This window comes from Streptomyces sp. NPDC046308, from assembly GCF_055588065.1.
Genome location: NZ_JBVJFB010000003.1, coordinates 662,726 through 679,827 on the forward strand (window position 1 = coordinate 662,726; position 17,102 = coordinate 679,827).

Genomic DNA, 17,102 nt, shown 5'->3' on the forward strand with positions numbered 1-17,102 from the left:
GGCCCCGGACGGCACGGCGTTCACGATCACAGCACGGTCTCGATGATTTCGAGCCATCTCGCGTGATCTCCCCCGGGCACCCGCCCCCGCTGTCACCGGGAGCTTCGGCCGGGGGATCACCCGCCGCCGTTCTCCTTGTTACTCACCAGGAAGAGCCAATTCGAACCACACTGTCTTGCCCGACTTCCCGTGGCGGGTCCCCCAGCGCCGCGAGGAGGCGGCGACGAGGTGCAGGCCGCGGCCCCCCTCGTCGTCCGCCTCGGCGACTCGCTCGCGGGGCGGATCCGGAAGCGGATCCGAAACCTCCACGAGCAGCGCGGGGCCGCCCGCCGGGCTGCCGGCGGCTGGATTGCGCCGCTCCAGGCGGACCCCGATGGGGCCGGAGGCGTACCGCAGGGAGTTGGTGACGAGCTCGCTGACCAGCAGGACGGTCACATCACCGACGGCTTCCAGGCCCCAGGAGTGGAGGGCGCCGCGTACGGCGTGGCGGGCGGTGCGGACGGCACCGGGCTCGGCGGGAAAGGCCCACTCGGCGCACTCACCTTCTGTGTCGATCACGCCGATCACTTCCCGGGCCGGCAGCGACCCCAGTCCGGTTCGTCTGGGACGAAAGAGCGACGAGATAGGGATTAATAGCGACATACCCGATATTCGGGGCGTCGTACCACTCGATCCCCCGCCCACGGCGCACTGTGGCACGGACGGCCTACGGCGAGAGCGTCACGCGCCCCCGCCCCCTGCGCCGTCCGGGCCGACGAGGGGTTCGACGTCCGGGACGTCCTCCACGTGCCCCTGCCCGCGCAGCCGGCGTCCGGCCTCGGCGACCGCGGGCCGGTCCTGGTCGAGCCAGTCCACCGAGTCCAGCTCCTGCGGCCCGAGCCAGCGCAGCTCGTCGTGGTCCTCCAGCGGCGCCGGCACCCCGGACAGCAGGCGGGCGGTCCACACGTGCAGGACGAGGCCGGGTTTCAGCGGCCACTCCCCCGGGATGCGCTCCAGCGGCTCGGTCTCCACGCCGAGCTCCTCGCGCAGTTCGCGCACCAGCGCCTCGGGGACGGACTCACCCGGCTCGGCCTTCCCGCCCGGCAGCTCCCAGCGTCCGGCGAGCTCCGGCGGTGCGCTGCGGCGGGCGGCCAGCAGGCGCCCCTCATGACAAAGGGCTCCGCCCACGACCACTCGTACAGTCATGGGCGGAGCCTATGTCAACACTGGATGCTCAGTTCATCGTGGCGGTGTGACCGATCCGCTCGACCCAGTAGAGCTGCTTGTGTCCTCGGTCGTCGAGGCTGTCGGCGACCTTCTGGGCCTCGGCCCGGGTGGCGTACCGGCCCACCCGGTAGCGGTTGCCGTTGTCGTCCTGACGTATGACCAGCCACGGGAGCAGGGCACCGCTGTCGTTCATCGCGTTTCACCCTCCGCCGACGTACCTGCCCGGGAAACCGCATTGCGCATATGCCCGAGCTTACGCCCGACCTTTACGCAGCGGATACGGTTTTTCACGAAGAGGTACCTCGCAGGCGTACGCATCCGGCCATGCGTACGAGTGGGCCGTGCGCGCCCGTTCAGACGGCGCGCACCGAAGGCATCGGCAGGATCACCGCACCGCCCGGCGTCTCCTTCCGGCAGACGTCCCCGCAGGTCGCGTCGAGGGAGCAGCACAGGGAACAGATCGGGCCCGATCGGACAGGGCAGTCGGCGATGTCGGGGAGTTCGTACGCCGCCTCGCAGACCGCGCACGCGTGGGTGGCGGTGATGTCCGGGGCGGCGGTGCCCGGGCCCGTCACCGTGTTGGGCCGGGCCAGGTAGTACTTCCCCCTGGTCACCCAGGCGATCAACGGGCACAGCAGGAGGGCGAGTCCGGCGGCGATGAAGGTGGAGAAGGCCTCGGCGTAGGTGCCGAACAGCCCGAAGAAGGCAAGGATCGAGACGGTCGAGGCGATCACCATCGAGCCGAAACCCGCCGGATTCACGGCGTAGAGGTAGGCGCGCTTGAACTCGATGTAGGGCGGGCTCAGTCCGAGCCGCTTGTTGATCACGAGGTCGGCGGCGACCGCGGCGATCCAGGCGATGCCGACGTTGGAGTAGAAGCCCAGCAGCTTGCCGAGCATCGCGAACATGTTCAGCTCCATCAGCGTCAGCGCGATGGCGAGGTTGAGGAAGATGTACCAGACCCGGCCGGGGTGGCGGTGGGTGACGCGGGAGAAGAAGTTCGACCAGGACAGCGATCCGCTGTACGCGTTGGTGACGTTGATCTTGATCTGGGAGACGATCACGAAGAGCGCGGCGGCGGGCAGTGCGAAGCCGCCGAGCCACGGGCGAAGGGCCTCGATCTGCGGGGCGATCGGCTCCAGGGCGTGCGTCTTGCCCACCGCCTCCAGGGCGACGAAGGCGAGGAAGGCGCCGCCGAGCTGCTTGGCCGCGCCGATGATCACCCAGCCGGGGCCGGCGGCGAGCACGGCGAGGTTCCACCTCCGGCTGTTGGCCGGGGTCTTGGCAGGCATGAACCGCAGGTAGTCGGCCTGCTCCCCGATCTGTGCGATCAGCGAGAGCGCGATGCCGGTCCCGAACCCGAAGCCGATCCACGAGAACCCGGACCCGGCGCCCTCGGTCCCGCCGAAGTCGGCGAAGGCGCCCCACGCGTCGGGAGCGTGGAAGGCGAGCACCACGAAGGGGAGCACCAGCCCGATCAGCCAGACCGGCTGGGTCCAGGCCTGCACCTTGGCGAGGGCGCCCATGCCGCGGAAGACGATGGGGATCACGATGAGGGTCGTGACCAGGTAGCCGATCTCGACGGGCAGTCCGAAGGCCTGGTGCATGGCCTGGGCCATGATCGAGCCTTCGAGCGCGAAGAAGATGAAGGTGAAGGAGGCGTAGATGAGGGAGGTCAGGGTGGAGCCGAAGTACCCGAAGCCCGCGCCGCGCGTCACCAGGTCCATGTCCAGGCCGTACGTGGCGCACGCGCGCGCGATCGGGATGCCGGTCAGGAAGATGACCACGGCGGCGGCCAGGATCGCGGCGGCCCCGCTGGTGAATCCGTAGGCGAAGACGATGGAGGCGCCGATGGCGAAGTCGGCGAGGTAGGCGATGCCGCCGAGGGCGGTGCCGGCGACGGTGCCGGGGCCCCAGCGGCGGAAGGAGTGGGGCGCGTATCTGAGCGAGTAGTCCTCGCGGCTCTCGTCGGCGGCGAGTTTCGCGTAGGTACGGCTCGGCGGCGTGGCGGTGGCGGGGGTGGCGGCGGTGTCGGTCATACCGCCGGACGGTAGGGCCGCGATGTGACGCCCCGTCACCCTCGGGCGTTGCCCGCCGGTTACACCCCCACTCCCCTCGTCACGACGGGGTTACACCCCCGCACACCCGTGTCCGCTTTCCGGCCACGGCACTAGCGGACCGGGAGGTGGTACGACAGGCGGTAGCGGTCCGCGGGGACCACCACATCGGCCGTTTCCACCGCGCGCCCGGAGGCGAAGTACGTGCGGCCGATCACCAGCACCACGTGCCCCGGCACCCCGCCCAGCTGTACGAGCTCCTCCGCCAGGCCCGGCCGCGCGCCGACCTCCTCCACGACGTTGTCCACGACGACGTCGATCGCGGCCATCCGGTCCACCACCCCGGAGCCGCCCAGGGGGCCCTCCTCCGGCAGCATCACCGGGGTCCGGCCGGTCACGGCGAGCGGCTCCCAGGAGGTCGACAGCATCATCGCCTCCCCCGCGTCGCGGAAGACGTACCGCGTCCGCATCACCCGCTCCCCCGGCTCGATGCCGAGCCGCTTCGCGATCTCGGCGGGCGCGCCCGCCTGTTCGCTGCTCGACTCCCACGTGCCGCGCGCCCCGGCGTCCGCCTGCTCCTGCCGGAACGGCGTCGACGTGCCGCCCGTGCGGTAGCCGGAGCGGGCCACCCGCCGCGGGACCGGCTGTTCCCGTACGTACGTACCGGAGCCGGACCGGCCCTCGACCAGCCCCTCCGCCATGAGGACCTTGCGCGCCTCCAGGGCCACGGTGTCGGAGACCCCGTACTCCTCGCGGATGCGGGCCTGGGAGGGGAGCCGGGCGTGCGGGGGCAGAGAACCGTCGACGATCTTCCGTCGAAGATCCCCGGCCACGCGTAGATAGGCCGGCTGCTCACCGAAAGTCACTGGCCACTCCCATCAGGTTGACAGACAGCTACACCCTGGCAACCGACGGTTGAAGACCGCAAGCAAGGGCCAGAGTTTCACCCGAAGTGATGAAGCCAGGTCACTCAAACCCGTTACCGCGCGTTACCGGAACGACGTCACGCCGCCTCCGTCGAGGGCCCCCGGCCGGGCCCGCCGTCCGGGTCCTCCGGGCCTTCCTGGCTGTCCTCCAGCCACTGCGGGACCGCCATCGAAAGCCCGTACGCGCCGCGCAGCGCCTGCTCCGTCTCCAACGACAGGGAGGCCAGCGCCCGGGCCCACTGCTTGTCGAACTCCCCCGGCGTCCTCGCCTGCGAGGCGCGCAGCCACTCCGCGCGGGCCGCCTCGATCTCCTTGAGCTGCGCGGGGACCGCCTTCTCCAGCCCCGGCCGGCCCGTGTGGCCCCGGAGTACCTTCGCCTCCTCGCCCAGCGCCGCGTGGATCCGGCGCGCCCACGCCTGGTGCTCGCCCAGCGCCTCGTCGACCTCCTCCTCGGGGGGCCGGCTCAGGGCGAACTCGACGGCGTTGGCGGCGCGCAGGAAGTCCACCTGCTCGGGCCCCAGCCTGCCGGAGTCCTGGCGCAGGCTGCCGCGCCCCTCCGGCTCGGTCGTGCCGATCACGCAGAGCAGCATCCGGTCCCCCTGGTACCAGGACTGGCGCGACGGCGCGTAGTAGAACATCTCCGCGTGGTCGGGCAGCGCCCACGTGTCCATCGCGTACTCGTCCTGGGCCTGCCAGCACGCGTCCTCGGAGGCGCGGACGGCCGCGGCCGAGCCGGGGGCGTCCACCCCGTCGAGCCGCTTCTTCGCGGTGACCTCGCCGTGGTGCTTCTCCGCGCAGTCGATCCGGTACATCAGCGGGTGCTCGTCGAGCAGTTCACCGTCCTGGACGTTGAAGCAGTCGCCCGCCCGCAGCGCGTCGACGTCCGTGAGCTCGCCCTCGACCTCGGTGTAGTCACCCAGTCCGTCGAAACGGTCCCCGACCGCCGTGGCGATCCGGTCGGCGGCGAAGACCAGCACTCCGGTCATCAGCACGGACAGCGCCAGGCCCGTGATCGCGAGGACCTTGCCGCGCTCGCGCCGCTTCGAGATCTGCACGAGGGCCGCGATGCCGAAGGCGATGCCGAGCGGCGCGAAGCACAGCAGCCCGGACAGGAAGGAGGCGAGCGCGAAACCGTTGAGCGGCGGGGGGTGCTGCGGCTGCCCGTATCCGGGCGGTGGGCCCCAGGCGGGCTGCGGGGACGGCGGGGGCCAGGAGTGGCCCGGTCCGGGAGGAGGACTCGGCGGGGTGCTCACGGGGTCGGACTCCATCGCATGGGGCGTCACGCGCGAACGATGCGCGCGAACGAATGCGCGAATAGTACGCAGCGGGGGCGACCGGCATGCCGGTCGCCCCCGCGGTTGGTCAGGGAGCGGTCAGTGCCCGCCGCCCCTCCTGCCCGGATACTGCTCGCACTGCGCTCGGATACCGCTCAGAACTGGAGCGCCCAGGAGTCGATCTTCCCGGTGTCGCCCGTCGCGTTGTCGTTCACGCGCAGCTTCCAGACACCGTTCGCCGTCTCCGCCGAGGCGTTCACGGTGAAGGTCCTGACGATGTTGTCGGCCCCGCCGTTGGCACGGTTGTGCAGGGTGTAGACGGTGCCGTCGGGCGCGACCAGGTCCACCTTGAGGTCACCGATGTACGTGTGCTTGATGTCGACCGGGACCTTCAGCGTCGCCGGGGCGTTGCCGGTGACACCGCTGACGGTGATCGGGGACTCGACCGTCGCGTGGTCGTTGATCGCGAAGTCTGCGGTGTTCTCGAAGCGCTTGCCCGGCGGGACGGGGCCCTGGGCGCCGACGTACAGCAGGCGGTTCGGGGAGCCGGTGCCCGGTCCGGTCACCAGGTCCGGGGTGGCCGAGTTGACGAGGGCCGTGGCCACCTGGGCCGGGGTGCTGGCCGGGTTTTGCGAGAGGTAGACGGCGGCCGCGCCCGTGACGTGCGGGGTGGCCATCGAGGTGCCGTTGATGGTGTTGGTGGCGGTGTCGCCCGTACCCCACGCGGAGGTGATGGAGGAGCCCGGCGCGAAGACGTCCAGGACGGAGCCGTAGTTGGAGTAGCTCGCCTTGGCGTCGGTGCTGGTGGTGGCGCCGACCGTGATGGCCTCGGTGACACGCGCCGGGGACTTGGTGGAGGCGTTGCTCGACTCGTTGCCCGCGGCCACGGCGTAGGTGATGCCGGAGGCTATGGAGTTGCGCACGGCCGCGTCGAGCGCGGAGTCCGCGCCGCCGCCGAGGGACATGTTGGCCACGGCCGGCTTGACGGCGTTCTGGGTCACCCAGTCGATGCCCGCGACGACCTGGGCCGTCGTACCGGAGCCGCTGTTGTCGAGCACGCGCACGCCGACGATCTTGGCCTTCTTGGCCACGCCGTACGTGCCGCCCGCGACGGTGCCCGCGACGTGCGTGCCGTGGCCGTTGCCGTCCTGGGCGGTGTTGTCGTTGTCGATGGCGTCGTAGCCGTAGGAGGCGCGGCCGCCGAAGTCCTGGTGCGTGATGCGGACACCGGTGTCGATGATGTACGCGGTGACGCCCCCGCCCGCCTGGTCCGGGTAGGTGTAGCTCTGGTTGAGCGGCAGCGCGCGCTGGTCGACGCGGTCCAGACCCCAGGACGGCGGGTTGGGCTGGGTGGCGCTGACCGTGAAGGTACGGTTCTGCACGACCGACTTGACCGCCGGGTCACCGGCGAGCTTCTTGGCCTGCGCCTCGGAGACCTCGACGGAGTACCCGTTGAGGGCCGCGCGGTACGTCTTGTCGATCTTCGCCCCGTAGCGCTTCGCGACGGCCTTGCCGCTCGCGTCCGTCGAGCGGGCGGCGGTGTCGTTCAGGGTCACGATGTAGCTGCCGGGGACGGATCCGGGGGCTCCGGCGTTCTGGATCACGCCCGGCACGCCGATGTCGGCGGCCGAGGCGGGCAGCGCGGCGGCCGAGCCGAGCGCGAGGGCCACCACGGCGGTCGCGCTGATGCCGGCGATTTTCCGGCTCGTGTGACGCATCACGGGCATGTGACGGGTCCTCCTCATAGGTGGTGCGTTGCGGGGGGTGGAGCGGCACCGCGCAAGCGTGGCCATGACAACGCAGATGGCCCAACGGGCTGCCGCCTTCGAAAGGTTGACCCAGCCCCGGCGCGACCCACAAGAGGACAACGGATGCGTAACATCCGTGCCATACAGCGGCCATGATCGAGCGAAGGCGATCCGCACATGACGCACGCAACCCCCGGTTACGTCTGCTCCGAGGACGGTACACGCGCGGACGTACGGACTGCGCCTTGGGGGTGCCCCGTCTGCGGCGGGCCCTGGGACCTCGATTTCACGCCGGATCCGGCCGCGCCGCTGGAGCCCGCCTCCGGACCGAATTCGCTGTGGCGGTACGGGTCCGCCCTGCCCCTGCCGGGGGCGTTCTCACTGTCGCTGGCGGAGGGTCACACTCCGCTGGTCCCGCTGGCAGAGCGGGTTCACGCCAAGCTCGACTTCCTGATGCCGACGCTCTCCTTCAAGGACCGGGGCGCCGTGATGCTCGTGGAGCTGGCCCGGCGGCTGGCTCCGGAACGCGTCGTGGCGGACAGCAGCGGCAACGCGGGGACCTCGATCGCGGCCTACTGCGCCCGGGCCGGGCTCAATTGTGAAATCCACGTGCCCGAGGGGACGTCCGAGAAGAAAACGGAACAGATGCGGGCGCACGGGGCGGCCGTGCGCGTGATCCCCGGCGGGCGCGAGGCCGCCGCGCAGGCCGCGCGTACGGCGGCGGACGCGCCCGGGGTCTTCTACGCGAGCCACGTCTTCAACCCGTACTTCCTGCACGGGACCAAGACGTACGTGTACGAGGTGTGGGAGGAGCTGGGCGGGCGACTGCCGGAGGTCCTGGTCCTGCCGGTCGGCAACGGGACCCTGCTGCTGGGGGCCGCGCTGGCCGTGGAGGAACTGGCCAGGCGCGGGGTGCGGCCGCCGGCGCTGGTCGCGGTGCAGGCCGCGGCGGTGGCCCCGCTGGCCACGGCCTTCGCGGCCGGCGCCGAGGACGCGGATCCGGTTCCGCAGCTGCCGACCCTGGCCGAGGGGATCGCGATCCCCGCCCCGCCGCGCGCCCGGCAGATCCTGGCCGCGGTCCGCAAGTCCGGCGGCACCTTCCTGACGGTCCCGGACGACCGCCTCCGCGAGGCCCAGCGGGACCTGGCCCGGCGCGGGCTCTTCGTCGAACCGACGGCGGCGGCGTGCTGGGCGGCGGTCGGCCCGGGCGCCCCCTCCGACCCCCTGCAGGGCCGCACCGCGGTCATCCCCCTCTGCGGCGCGGGCGCGAAAACGGGCCTGGCCCGGTAGGCCGAAGCACAGCCCCACCGGCGATCTTTCAGCCCGTCCGGCGTTTGAGGACCGGGGCCCGGGGCGGAGCCCCGATCTTTCAGCCCCGCCGGCGTTTGAGGCGCGGGCGCGGAGCGCCGTAGGGGGTGCGGGGCCGAACCCCGTTCCCCCGGGCCCGGCCTTGATGTCGGAAAACCGCGGGCCCGGGCGCGCCCGGTCTGGTGGAGTGGGCCCATGACCACGAAGACCGACCTCACCGCCAAGGCCACCGCGTTCGCGGCCCTGCACACCCCCGCGAAGCCCCTCGCCCTCGCCAACGCCTGGGACGTCGCCAGCGCCCGGATCGTCGAGGCGACCGGCGCCCCCGCCGTCGCCACCACCAGCGCCGGCGTCGCCTGGTCCCTCGGCTCGCCCGACGGCGACGCGCTCGCCCGTGACCGGGCCCTCGACCTCGTCGCCCGCGTGGTCTCCGCCGTCTCCGTCCCCGTCACCGCCGACATCGAGGGCGGCTTCGGCGCCGACGCCGCCGCCGTGGGCGAGACCGTCGCCGGCGTGCTCGCCGCCGGTGCGGTCGGCATCAACATCGAGGACGGCCCCCACCGCACCCCCGCGGAGATGGCCGAGCGCCTGGCCGCCGCCCGGGCCGCGGCCGACGCCGCCGGGGTCCCCCTCTACATCAACGCCCGCGTCGACACCTACCTCCGGGGCCTCGGCGACCCGGCCACCCGCCTCGACGAGACCCTGGCCCGCGCCGCCGCCTACCTCCGCGCCGGAGCCACCGGCGTCTTCGTGCCCGGCGTGCTCGACCCCGCCACCGTCACCGAGCTCGCCAAGGGCATCGACGCCCCGCTCAACGTCCTCCTCGGCCCCGACGCCCCGGCCGTCGCCGAGCTCGGCGCGCTCGGCGTGTCCCGCGTCAGCCTCGGCTCCTGGGTCGCCGAAGCCGCGTACGCCGTGGTCCGCCGCGCCGCCGGGGAACTGCTCTCCGAGGGGACGTACGGAGCCCTCGCGCACTCCCTCCCGTACGGCGATCTGAACGCGCTGCTCAAGGGCTGAGACATCCGGAAGCCTGCATGGGGCAACGACCATAGGATCCGGTCATGAGCACATCGACTCCGGTGGACGGCAAGGCGGCCACGGCCGCGGCGCGCGGCAAGACGAGCGGCGCGGTCTGGATCGCCCTCACCCTCGTCTACGTCGTCTGGGGCTCGACCTACCTCGGCATCCGGATCGTCGTCGAGACCATGCCGCCCTTCCTCTCCGCCGGGGCGCGGTTCATCACGGCCGGTCTGCTGCTGGCCGGCGCCGTCGCCTGGCGGTACGGTCCGGGCGCCCTCAAGGTCACCCGCGCGCAGCTCGGCTCGGCGGTCCTGGTCGGCCTGCTGCTGGTCCTCGGCGGCAACGGCCTGGTCGTGCTCGCCGAGACCTCCGTGCCGTCCGGCCTGGCCGCCCTGCTGATCGCGGCGGTGCCGATGTGGCTGGTGGTGCTGCGGGCGAGCACCGGTGACCGGCCTCCGCTGCGCACGCTGGGCGGGGTCCTCGTCGGCCTGGCCGGGCTCGCGGTGCTGACCAGTCCGGGCCTCAGCGGGACGGTACGGCTGTCGGGGGTGCTGCTGGTGCTGGCGGCGTCCGTCCTGTGGTCGCTGGGCTCGTTCTCGGCGTCGAAGCTGACGCTGCCGGAGAACCCCTTCACCGGCAGCGCGTACCAGATGCTCGCCGGCGGGGTGGGCGGGGTGCTCGTCGGCCTGGCGCGCGGCGAGCACCACGGTCTGGACCCGGCGTCGTACTCCACCGCCTCCTGGCTGGGCCTGGGTTACCTGGTGCTCTTCGGCTCGCTCGTCGGTTTCACCTCGTACGTGTGGCTGCTCCGGGCGGCGCCGCTGTCGCTGGTGGCCACGTACGCGTACGTCAATCCGGTCGTGGCCGTCGCGCTCGGCGCGCTGATCCTCGGCGAGGTCCTGACCTGGCCGATCGTGGTCGGCGGTGCGATCGTCGTGGCGGCGGTGGGCGTGATCGTCAGCACGGAGCGCCAGAAGTAGCGAGCACGATCACCGGCACGGGCACGGGCACCGGCGCGAGCACCGGCACGGGCACGGGCACCGCTCAGCCCCGCGCCGCCCTCTCGTACAGGGCCTTCGCGTGCTCGTCGAACAGCGCGGCCGTGGAGTCCACGTCCGTGTCCCCGCCGCTCAGCACCCCGATCAGCCGCCCGGCGCGGTCGGCCCCGCCCCGGTCGGCGATCCAGGGGCTGCCGCTCGTCCCCGTCCAGAACCCGGCGCAGCTCATGTAGAGCATGTCGGGATCGTCGTCGTCGTGGCGCGTCTGCGTCGTGCAGGAGACGGGCTTGTTCTGCGGGTTGTGCTCGGATTCCGGATAGCCGACGACGGTCACGTCGCGCTCGTATCCGGAGGTCCATTCGGGCTTCGGGGCCTCGGCGCGGCCGCCGACCGCGTCCTGGACGCTGCGCCCGTCGCCGTCCGGCGCGATGGTGAGGAAGGCGAAGTCGGCGGTGTCCTCGCCCCACTTCGTCCAGCGGTCGTCCACGTGGATCGAGCGGACCTTCCACACCCCGAGGGGCTGGGTGCCGGCGCCCTCGCCGGAGAAGGCGGGGGCGAAGGAGAGCTCGCCGATGGCGAGGCCGTCGTGGGCGACCTCGCCCGGCCGGCCGTCCTCGCCGGCGGGGGCCACGCAGTGGGCGGCGGTGGCGACGACGTTGCCCTTCGGGCTGTCGACGACGCTCGCCGTGCACCAGTGCTCGCCGCCCGCCATGAGGACGCCGACGGAGGGGAAGGGCAGCACGGGCCGCTCCCCGGGCGCCTTGAGGAACGCGACGGCGCACACCGTCGCGATTCCCGCGGCGGCGGCCGCGGAGGCGCCCTTCACCACCGTGCTCATTGCACGGCGGGCTCGGGTGTCGGTCCCTTCATCACCTTGCTGATCCACTCCAGAGCGCCCTCCCTCATACCGCGCACGTACGACTTCCCGTTGTGCTCACCATCCTGGATCACCTGCAGCCGGGTGTGCACGGGGCCCCTCCCGTAGTCGTTCATGAACTTCTCGGCCTTCTCGCGGCCGCTCTCCGCGGTGCCGATCTGGAAGTTGATGTAGACGTCCGGACCGCCCGCACTGATCAGCTTCTCGGCGAGCTTCTCGGGGTTGTTCTCGTCCATGGCCTGCGTGTTCCCCTTCCACAGCGGGGAGTCGGGGACGATGTCGACCCCGCTGGCGATGGCGGCCTTGAACCGGTCCGGGTACTTCAGAACGTGCTTGAAGGCGCCGAACCCGCCGGCGGAGGAACCCATGAAGGCCCAGCCGTCGCGGGAGGTGAAGGTCCGGAAATTGGCCTTCGTGAAATCGGGGACGTCTTCGACCATCCAGGTGCCCATCTTGGGCTCTCCGGGGATGTCCGAGGCGTCGAAGTGGTGCTTGGTGTCGGCGTTGTGCACCGGCATGACGAGGATGAAGGGCAGGCTCTTGCCGGCCTTGGCCCCGTCGCTCACGGCCTTCTGCAGGCCGAGGCCGGGACCGGTGCCCCAGTAGTTCGTGGGGTAGCCGCGGCCGCCGGGCAGGGAGATCAGGACCGGGAAGCCGCTCTTGGCGTACCGCGGGTCGTCGTACTCCTTGGGCACCCACACCCACACGTCGCCGGTGAAGCCGGACTTCTTGCCGGTGAGGGTGGTCCGGGCGATCTGCGTGCCGTCGGGCAGCCGGTAGGTGCGCACGAACTGGGCCGCAGGCCCGGTGGGCATGCGTACCTCCGGGGGAACGTCGGAGGCGGCGGCCGCCGCCGTCGCCTGGACCTTCCCGAAGGAGACCGGATCCCCTATGTCGGAGAAGAGGCCGAACTTGTACGCGGCCGCGCCCCCGACGAGGGTGAACGCGAGTCCGCTGCTGATCAGAATCAGGCGCAGGCGGTGGGGGCGGCGGCTGTTGCCCTTGGTCATGGGGCTGCCGTCGCCTTGCTGGTCATGCTGCACGGTTGTTGTCCCGTTCCTTCTCCGGCGCTCGCCTCGGAGCGCGGGTCGGACCGATCGGTCCCCCTTACACCCTTTACAGAGGTATGAACGACGGGATGGGTTGCCTGGGACGGGCGGGACGTGGTGAGCACCACGGGGCGTTCGAACGGCGGCCGCGCGGCGCCCGCGCGGCGCCCGCGGTGGGGGCGCGGCGGGGGCCGGGGCGAGGGTCGCCGGAGGGGCGGGGCGGGGGCCGGGGCGGGGGTGTGCGGAGGGGCCGGGGCGGGGGTCAGCCGGCTTCGGGCTTCGGGCCCTTCAACACCTTGCTGACCCATTCCAGGGAACCTTCCTTCATGCCCCGGACGTAGTGCCAGCCGTTGTGCTCACCGTTCTGGATGTCACGGATGGTGATCTTGACGGGTCCCTTGCCGTACTGCTGCTGGAACTTCGCCATCCGCTCCTTCCCGCTCTCCTTCGTACCGATCTGGAAGTTGATGTAGACCTCGGGGCCGTTGCCGTCGATCAGCTTCTTCGCGAGCTTCTCGGGGTTGTTCGCGTCCATCTCCGCCTGGTGGCCCTTCCACAGCGGGGAATCGGGCACGATCTCGCCGCCGCTGGCGATCACGGCCTTGAACCGGTCCGGGTACTGCAGGACCGTCTTCATGCCGACGAAGGCGCCGGAGGAGGAGCCCATGAAGGCCCAGCCGTCGCGGGACTTGTACGTACGGAAGTTGGCCTTGGCGAAGTCCGGGACGTCCTCGGCCATCCACGTGCCCATCTTGGCCTGGCCGGGGATGTCGGAGCCGTCGTAGTAGTACTTGGCGTCGGGGTTGAGCACCGGCATGATCACGACGAACGGCAGGCTGGTACCGGCCCGGACGCCCTCGCTGATGGCCTTCTGGAGGCCGAGGCTGCGGTCGGACCAGTAGTTGGCGGGGAAGCCGTTGCCGCCGGGGAGCGCGATGAGGACCGGGAAGCCGCTCTTGGCGTACTTGGGGTCGTCGTACTCCTTGGGCGCCCACACCCATACGTCGCCCTCGAAGCCGGACTTCGCGCCCGCGAGGCGGGTCCTGGCGATGATCGTGCCGTCGTCGAGCCTGGTCGTCTGCTTGAAATCGGACTTCGGGCCGGTGGGCATGAGCACGTCCGGGTCGCCGGAGGGCTTGGCCGGAGTGGCCGGCGCGCCCGGCTCGGACTTCTCCGCGGCCGGTGGCGGGGGCGGGTTCTTGCCGAAGCTCACCGCCTCGCCGTTGCCGGAGAACCAGTCGAGCTTCCAGGCGGCGAACCCGCCGCCGCCGAGCAGGAGCGCGAGGGCGACCACCGCGGCGATCCATATTCGGCGCCGGGAGCGCTTGGGCTGCGCGTACGCCTGCTGCTCCTGATGCTCCTCGTCGCCCTCGTAGCCCTGGTAGCCCTGGTAGCCCTGGTGCTGCGGGTACTGGTGCACGAACTTCGCTCCGAACGGTCTTGCCTGCCCCCGAGGGCAGAACGGCTGGGCATCCCCTAGTGCTGATGCGCGCAACCCCAGCACAGTTCCAAATCCGAGCAAAATCGCGGCGGGGATCTCGGTGGAACCACGGCGCTCAGCGCTGGGCGTCGAGCACTTCCGCGCACCGCCCGAGCAGCCCGATGAGCAACTCCCGCTCCTGCGCGCTGAACGCGGCCGCGAGCGCCCGCTCCACCCGTACCGCGCCGGTGTCCGCCAGCTCCATCACCGCCCGCCCCTCGTCGGTGAGCCGGGTCTCCAGCACGTTGCGGTGCCATTCGTGCGGGGTCCGCTCGATGAGGCCGCGCTCTTGGAGGTTCTTCAGAACGGTGTTCATGGTCGGCGGCGTCACCCCGCACAGCCGGGCGAGCGCGGCCGCGGAGATGCCGGGCTTCTCGGCCAGCCAGAGCAGCGCGGCGTACTGCGGAACCGTTACTGCGGCCGGCTTGCACGCAACGTTCTTCGCCGCGAGAAGTGCCTGCTCGGCGCGCTTGATGTGCGCGCCGATGCGCTCCTCGGGGGGCATGGAGGTCATTCCCGCATCCTACGACCCTTGCATGCATTAGACCTCTAATTTATCTTCGTCCTCACACATCAAGAAGAGGACACCCTTCCATGCGCGCACCGCAGAAGAAGTTCCCGCCCACCACGGCCCTGGCCCTCACCACGGCCCTGGCCGCGACCCTCACCGTCGGCGCGGCACCCGCGCAGGCGACCGACGGCCGGATATCCACGGCCTTCGTCCTGCCCGGCGCGAAGGTGTACCCGGAGGGCATCGCCACGGATCCGCGCACCCGCACGGTCTACGTCGGCTCGTACGCGGACGGCACCGTCTACCGGGCCCGCCCCGGCCGGCCCGAGGCGGAGGTGTTCCTGCCCTCCGGCACCGACGGGCGGCACACGGCGAACGGCCTGCGCGTCGACGGCCGCGGCCGCCTCTGGGTGACGGACTCCACCGCGGGCGTGTCGGTCTACGACACCGCCACCGGGGCGCGCCTCGCCCACTTCGAGGTGTCCCCGGGGGCTTCCGCCCGCTTCGTCAACGACCTGACCCTCACCCCGGACGGCACCGCGTACCTGACCGACAGCGTGCGCGGGGTGGTCTACCGCGTGACCCCGGACCAGCTGGCCGCCGGCAGCGGCGTGCTGACCGAGGCCTACGACCTCACCCCGGTGCTGCGCCCCCGGCCGGCGGGCGGCTTCAGCCTCAACGGCATCGTCTCCGACCGCGCGGGCCGCTACCTGCTCACCGTCGACATGGTCGAGGGCGAGCTCTTCCGCATCGACCTGCGCACCGGCGCCCTCAGCCGGGTCGCCCTCACCGGCGGCGACCTGAAGGCCGCCGACGGCCTGGACCTCTCCCCCGACGGCACCCTGCGGGTGGCGCACAACACCACCAACACCCTGACCCGCTGGCAGACTTCCGCGGACGGCACCCGCGCCCGGCTGAGCCGTACGATCACGGACCCGTCGCTGCAGATCCCCACCACCCTCGCCCACACCCCGGGCCGCACCCTGGTGGTCCGCTCGCAGTTCGACAAGGGCGGCCCCATGAACCCCGGCGAGGGCACCCCCACCACCTTCACGGTCGCCGCGGTCCGCGGCCTCTGAGCACGGCGGCGGCCGGACTCAGCCCCACTCGGGTTCTCCGGCTCCGGCCTCGGCCTTGCGGCGGCGGCGCCTCGCGGCGCGCGCGTCGGCGACGGCGTACGGCAGTCCGGGCAGCAGCAGGAGCGGCGGGGCCCATGCAGCATGAACAGCACCCCGCCGCCGGCCAGCCGCGAGGCGCGCAGCGCCGACGGCAGCCCGACGACGAGACCGACCAGCCAGCTCCTACCCAGGCCGATGCCGCCCCGCCGCAGCTCCCAGGCGACGGTGGCCGTCTGGGGCCGCAGTCAGGACGCAGCCGCAGCACATCGGTAGCGGCGCTGCGGACTCTGCGCGGACAGCAAAGGCCGCCCAACCCACTCCGTCGCAGGTCAGACGGCCTTTCGCCGGACGTATCAGACGTTGAAGCGGAATTCGACCACGTCGCCGTCCTGCATGACGTAGTCCTTGCCCTCCATGCGGGCCTTGCCCTTGGAGCGGGCCTCGGCGACCGAGCCGCAGGCGACCAGGTCCTCGAAGGAGATGACCTCGGCCTTGATGAAGCCGCGCTGGAAGTCGGTGTGGATCACGCCGGCGGCCTCGGGGGCGGTGGCGCCCTGCTTGATCGTCCAGGCGCGGGTTTCCTTCGGGCCGGCCGTCAGGTAGGTCTGCAGGCCCAGGGTGGCGAAGCCGACGCGGCCGAGGGTGGCCATGCCGGGCTCTTCCTGGCCGACCGACTGGAGGAGTTCGAGGGCTTCCTCGTCGTCCAGCTCGACCAGGTCCGCCTCCAGCTTGGCGTTCAGGAAGATCGCCTCCGCCGGGGCGACCAGGGCGGACTGCTCCGCCTTGAACGCCTCGTCCGTCAGCTCGTCCTCGTCCACGTTGAAGACGTAGAGGAAGGGCTTCGTGGTGAGGAGGTGGAGCTCGTGGAGGAGGTCGCCCTGCTCCGTGCCCTTGGTGATGCCGCGGGAGAAGAGGGTGTGGCCCTCCTCCAGGATCTTCTGGGCCTTCTCGACGGCGGCCAGGACCGCGACCTTCTCCTTCTGGAGACGGGACTCCTTCGTCAGGCGCGGCACCGCCTTCTCGATGGACTGGAGGTCGGCGAGGATCAGCTCGGTGTTGATCGTCTCGATGTCGTCCTTCGGCGAGACCTTGCCGTCGACGTGGACGACGTTCTCGTCCTTGAAGGCGCGGATGACCTGGCAGATGGCGTCCGACTCGCGGATGTTCGCGAGGAACTTGTTGCCGAGGCCCTCGCCCTCCGAGGCGCCGCGGACGATGCCCGCGATGTCGACGAAGTCGACCGTCGCCGGGAGGATCCGCTGCGAGCCGAAGATGCCGGCCAGCACGCCGAGGCGCTGGTCCGGGACGCCGACGACGCCGACGTTCGGCTCGATCGTGGCGAACGGGTAGTTGGCCGCCAGCACGTCGTTCTTGGTCAGGGCGTTGAACAGGGTCGACTTGCCGACATTCGGCAGGCCGACGATTCCGATCGTGAGCGACACGTTGGCGACTTCCCGTAGCTGGAGGGGGCGGCGGCCCGGAGGTGGGCCACCGGACAGTTTACTTTCCGATGAGTGGCGGTGGATGTAC

16 protein-coding genes are annotated in these 17,102 nt (G+C 71.5%); 4 read left to right on the forward strand and 12 right to left on the reverse strand.

Annotation, left to right across the window (positions count from 1 at the left end):
* Positions 1-138 precede the first annotated feature (138 nt).
* The 7 genes from ACZ6JT_RS16820 to ACZ6JT_RS16850 form a co-directional block, all read right to left on the reverse strand.
* The gene (locus ACZ6JT_RS16820; protein WP_469210513.1) at positions 139-567 is read right to left on the reverse strand and encodes an ATP-binding protein; all 429 of its coding nucleotides are present in this window, start codon (positions 565-567) and stop codon (positions 139-141) included.
* A 153-nt stretch (positions 568-720) separates the two neighbouring features.
* Positions 721-1,185, reverse strand: a complete 465-nt coding sequence (locus ACZ6JT_RS16825; RefSeq protein ID WP_469210515.1) for a (deoxy)nucleoside triphosphate pyrophosphohydrolase — start codon at positions 1,183-1,185, stop codon at positions 721-723.
* A gap of 28 nt (positions 1,186-1,213) precedes the next feature.
* A complete protein-coding gene (locus ACZ6JT_RS16830) occupies positions 1,214-1,399 on the reverse strand; it encodes an SPOR domain-containing protein (protein WP_469210517.1) in 186 nt (61 codons plus the stop codon).
* 160 nt (positions 1,400-1,559) lie between these two features.
* Positions 1,560-3,245, reverse strand: coding sequence for a purine-cytosine permease family protein (locus ACZ6JT_RS16835; protein ID WP_469210518.1), 1,686 nt, complete (start codon positions 3,243-3,245; stop codon positions 1,560-1,562).
* A gap of 131 nt (positions 3,246-3,376) precedes the next feature.
* On the reverse strand, positions 3,377-4,129 hold the full coding sequence (locus ACZ6JT_RS16840) for a GntR family transcriptional regulator (RefSeq protein ID WP_362859517.1): 753 nt from the start codon (positions 4,127-4,129) through the stop codon (positions 3,377-3,379).
* 137 nt (positions 4,130-4,266) lie between these two features.
* Positions 4,267-5,472, reverse strand: a complete 1,206-nt coding sequence (locus ACZ6JT_RS16845) for a DUF4190 domain-containing protein (RefSeq protein WP_469210520.1) — start codon at positions 5,470-5,472, stop codon at positions 4,267-4,269.
* 146 nt (positions 5,473-5,618) lie between these two features.
* Entirely contained in the window at positions 5,619-7,190 is a 1,572-nt protein-coding gene (locus tag ACZ6JT_RS16850; RefSeq protein WP_469210521.1) for a S8 family peptidase, read from the reverse strand.
* A gap of 198 nt (positions 7,191-7,388) precedes the next feature.
* Between ACZ6JT_RS16850 and ACZ6JT_RS16855 the strand changes: the two genes are divergently transcribed.
* The 3 genes from ACZ6JT_RS16855 (at position 7,389) to ACZ6JT_RS16865 (ending at position 10,519) form a co-directional block, all read left to right on the forward strand.
* The gene (locus ACZ6JT_RS16855) at positions 7,389-8,501 is read left to right on the forward strand and encodes a pyridoxal-phosphate dependent enzyme (RefSeq protein ID WP_469210523.1); all 1,113 of its coding nucleotides are present in this window, start codon (positions 7,389-7,391) and stop codon (positions 8,499-8,501) included.
* Between the two features lie 213 nt (positions 8,502-8,714).
* Entirely contained in the window at positions 8,715-9,536 is an 822-nt protein-coding gene (locus ACZ6JT_RS16860) for an isocitrate lyase/PEP mutase family protein (protein ID WP_469210525.1), read from the forward strand.
* Positions 9,537-9,580: 44 nt separating this feature from the next.
* Positions 9,581-10,519: an EamA family transporter gene (locus ACZ6JT_RS16865; RefSeq protein WP_469210527.1), complete on the forward strand. Its 939-nt coding sequence runs from the start codon at positions 9,581-9,583 to the stop codon at positions 10,517-10,519.
* 64 nt (positions 10,520-10,583) lie between these two features.
* Here ACZ6JT_RS16865 and ACZ6JT_RS16870 read toward each other — a convergent pair whose 3' ends face one another.
* From ACZ6JT_RS16870 to ACZ6JT_RS16885, 4 genes are all read right to left on the reverse strand, one after another.
* Positions 10,584-11,375: a trypsin-like serine peptidase gene (locus ACZ6JT_RS16870; RefSeq protein ID WP_469210529.1), complete on the reverse strand. Its 792-nt coding sequence runs from the start codon at positions 11,373-11,375 to the stop codon at positions 10,584-10,586.
* On the reverse strand, positions 11,372-12,457 hold the full coding sequence (locus ACZ6JT_RS16875) for an alpha/beta hydrolase (protein WP_469210530.1): 1,086 nt from the start codon (positions 12,455-12,457) through the stop codon (positions 11,372-11,374). The genes ACZ6JT_RS16870 and ACZ6JT_RS16875 overlap by 4 nt, the downstream gene beginning before the upstream one ends.
* A 268-nt stretch (positions 12,458-12,725) precedes the next feature.
* Positions 12,726-13,883: an alpha/beta hydrolase gene (locus ACZ6JT_RS16880; protein ID WP_469210531.1), complete on the reverse strand. Its 1,158-nt coding sequence runs from the start codon at positions 13,881-13,883 to the stop codon at positions 12,726-12,728.
* A gap of 136 nt (positions 13,884-14,019) precedes the next feature.
* On the reverse strand, positions 14,020-14,457 hold the full coding sequence (locus ACZ6JT_RS16885; protein WP_078893004.1) for a MarR family winged helix-turn-helix transcriptional regulator: 438 nt from the start codon (positions 14,455-14,457) through the stop codon (positions 14,020-14,022).
* Between the two features lie 80 nt (positions 14,458-14,537).
* Between ACZ6JT_RS16885 and ACZ6JT_RS16890 the strand changes: the two genes are divergently transcribed.
* The gene (locus tag ACZ6JT_RS16890) at positions 14,538-15,533 is read left to right on the forward strand and encodes an SMP-30/gluconolactonase/LRE family protein (RefSeq protein ID WP_469210532.1); all 996 of its coding nucleotides are present in this window, start codon (positions 14,538-14,540) and stop codon (positions 15,531-15,533) included.
* A 392-nt stretch (positions 15,534-15,925) separates the two neighbouring features.
* Here the strand turns inward: ACZ6JT_RS16890 and ychF are convergent, their stop codons facing one another.
* Positions 15,926-17,014: a redox-regulated ATPase YchF gene (ychF, locus tag ACZ6JT_RS16895; RefSeq protein ID WP_469210534.1), complete on the reverse strand. Its 1,089-nt coding sequence runs from the start codon at positions 17,012-17,014 to the stop codon at positions 15,926-15,928.
* Between the last annotated feature and the right edge of the window lie 88 nt (positions 17,015-17,102).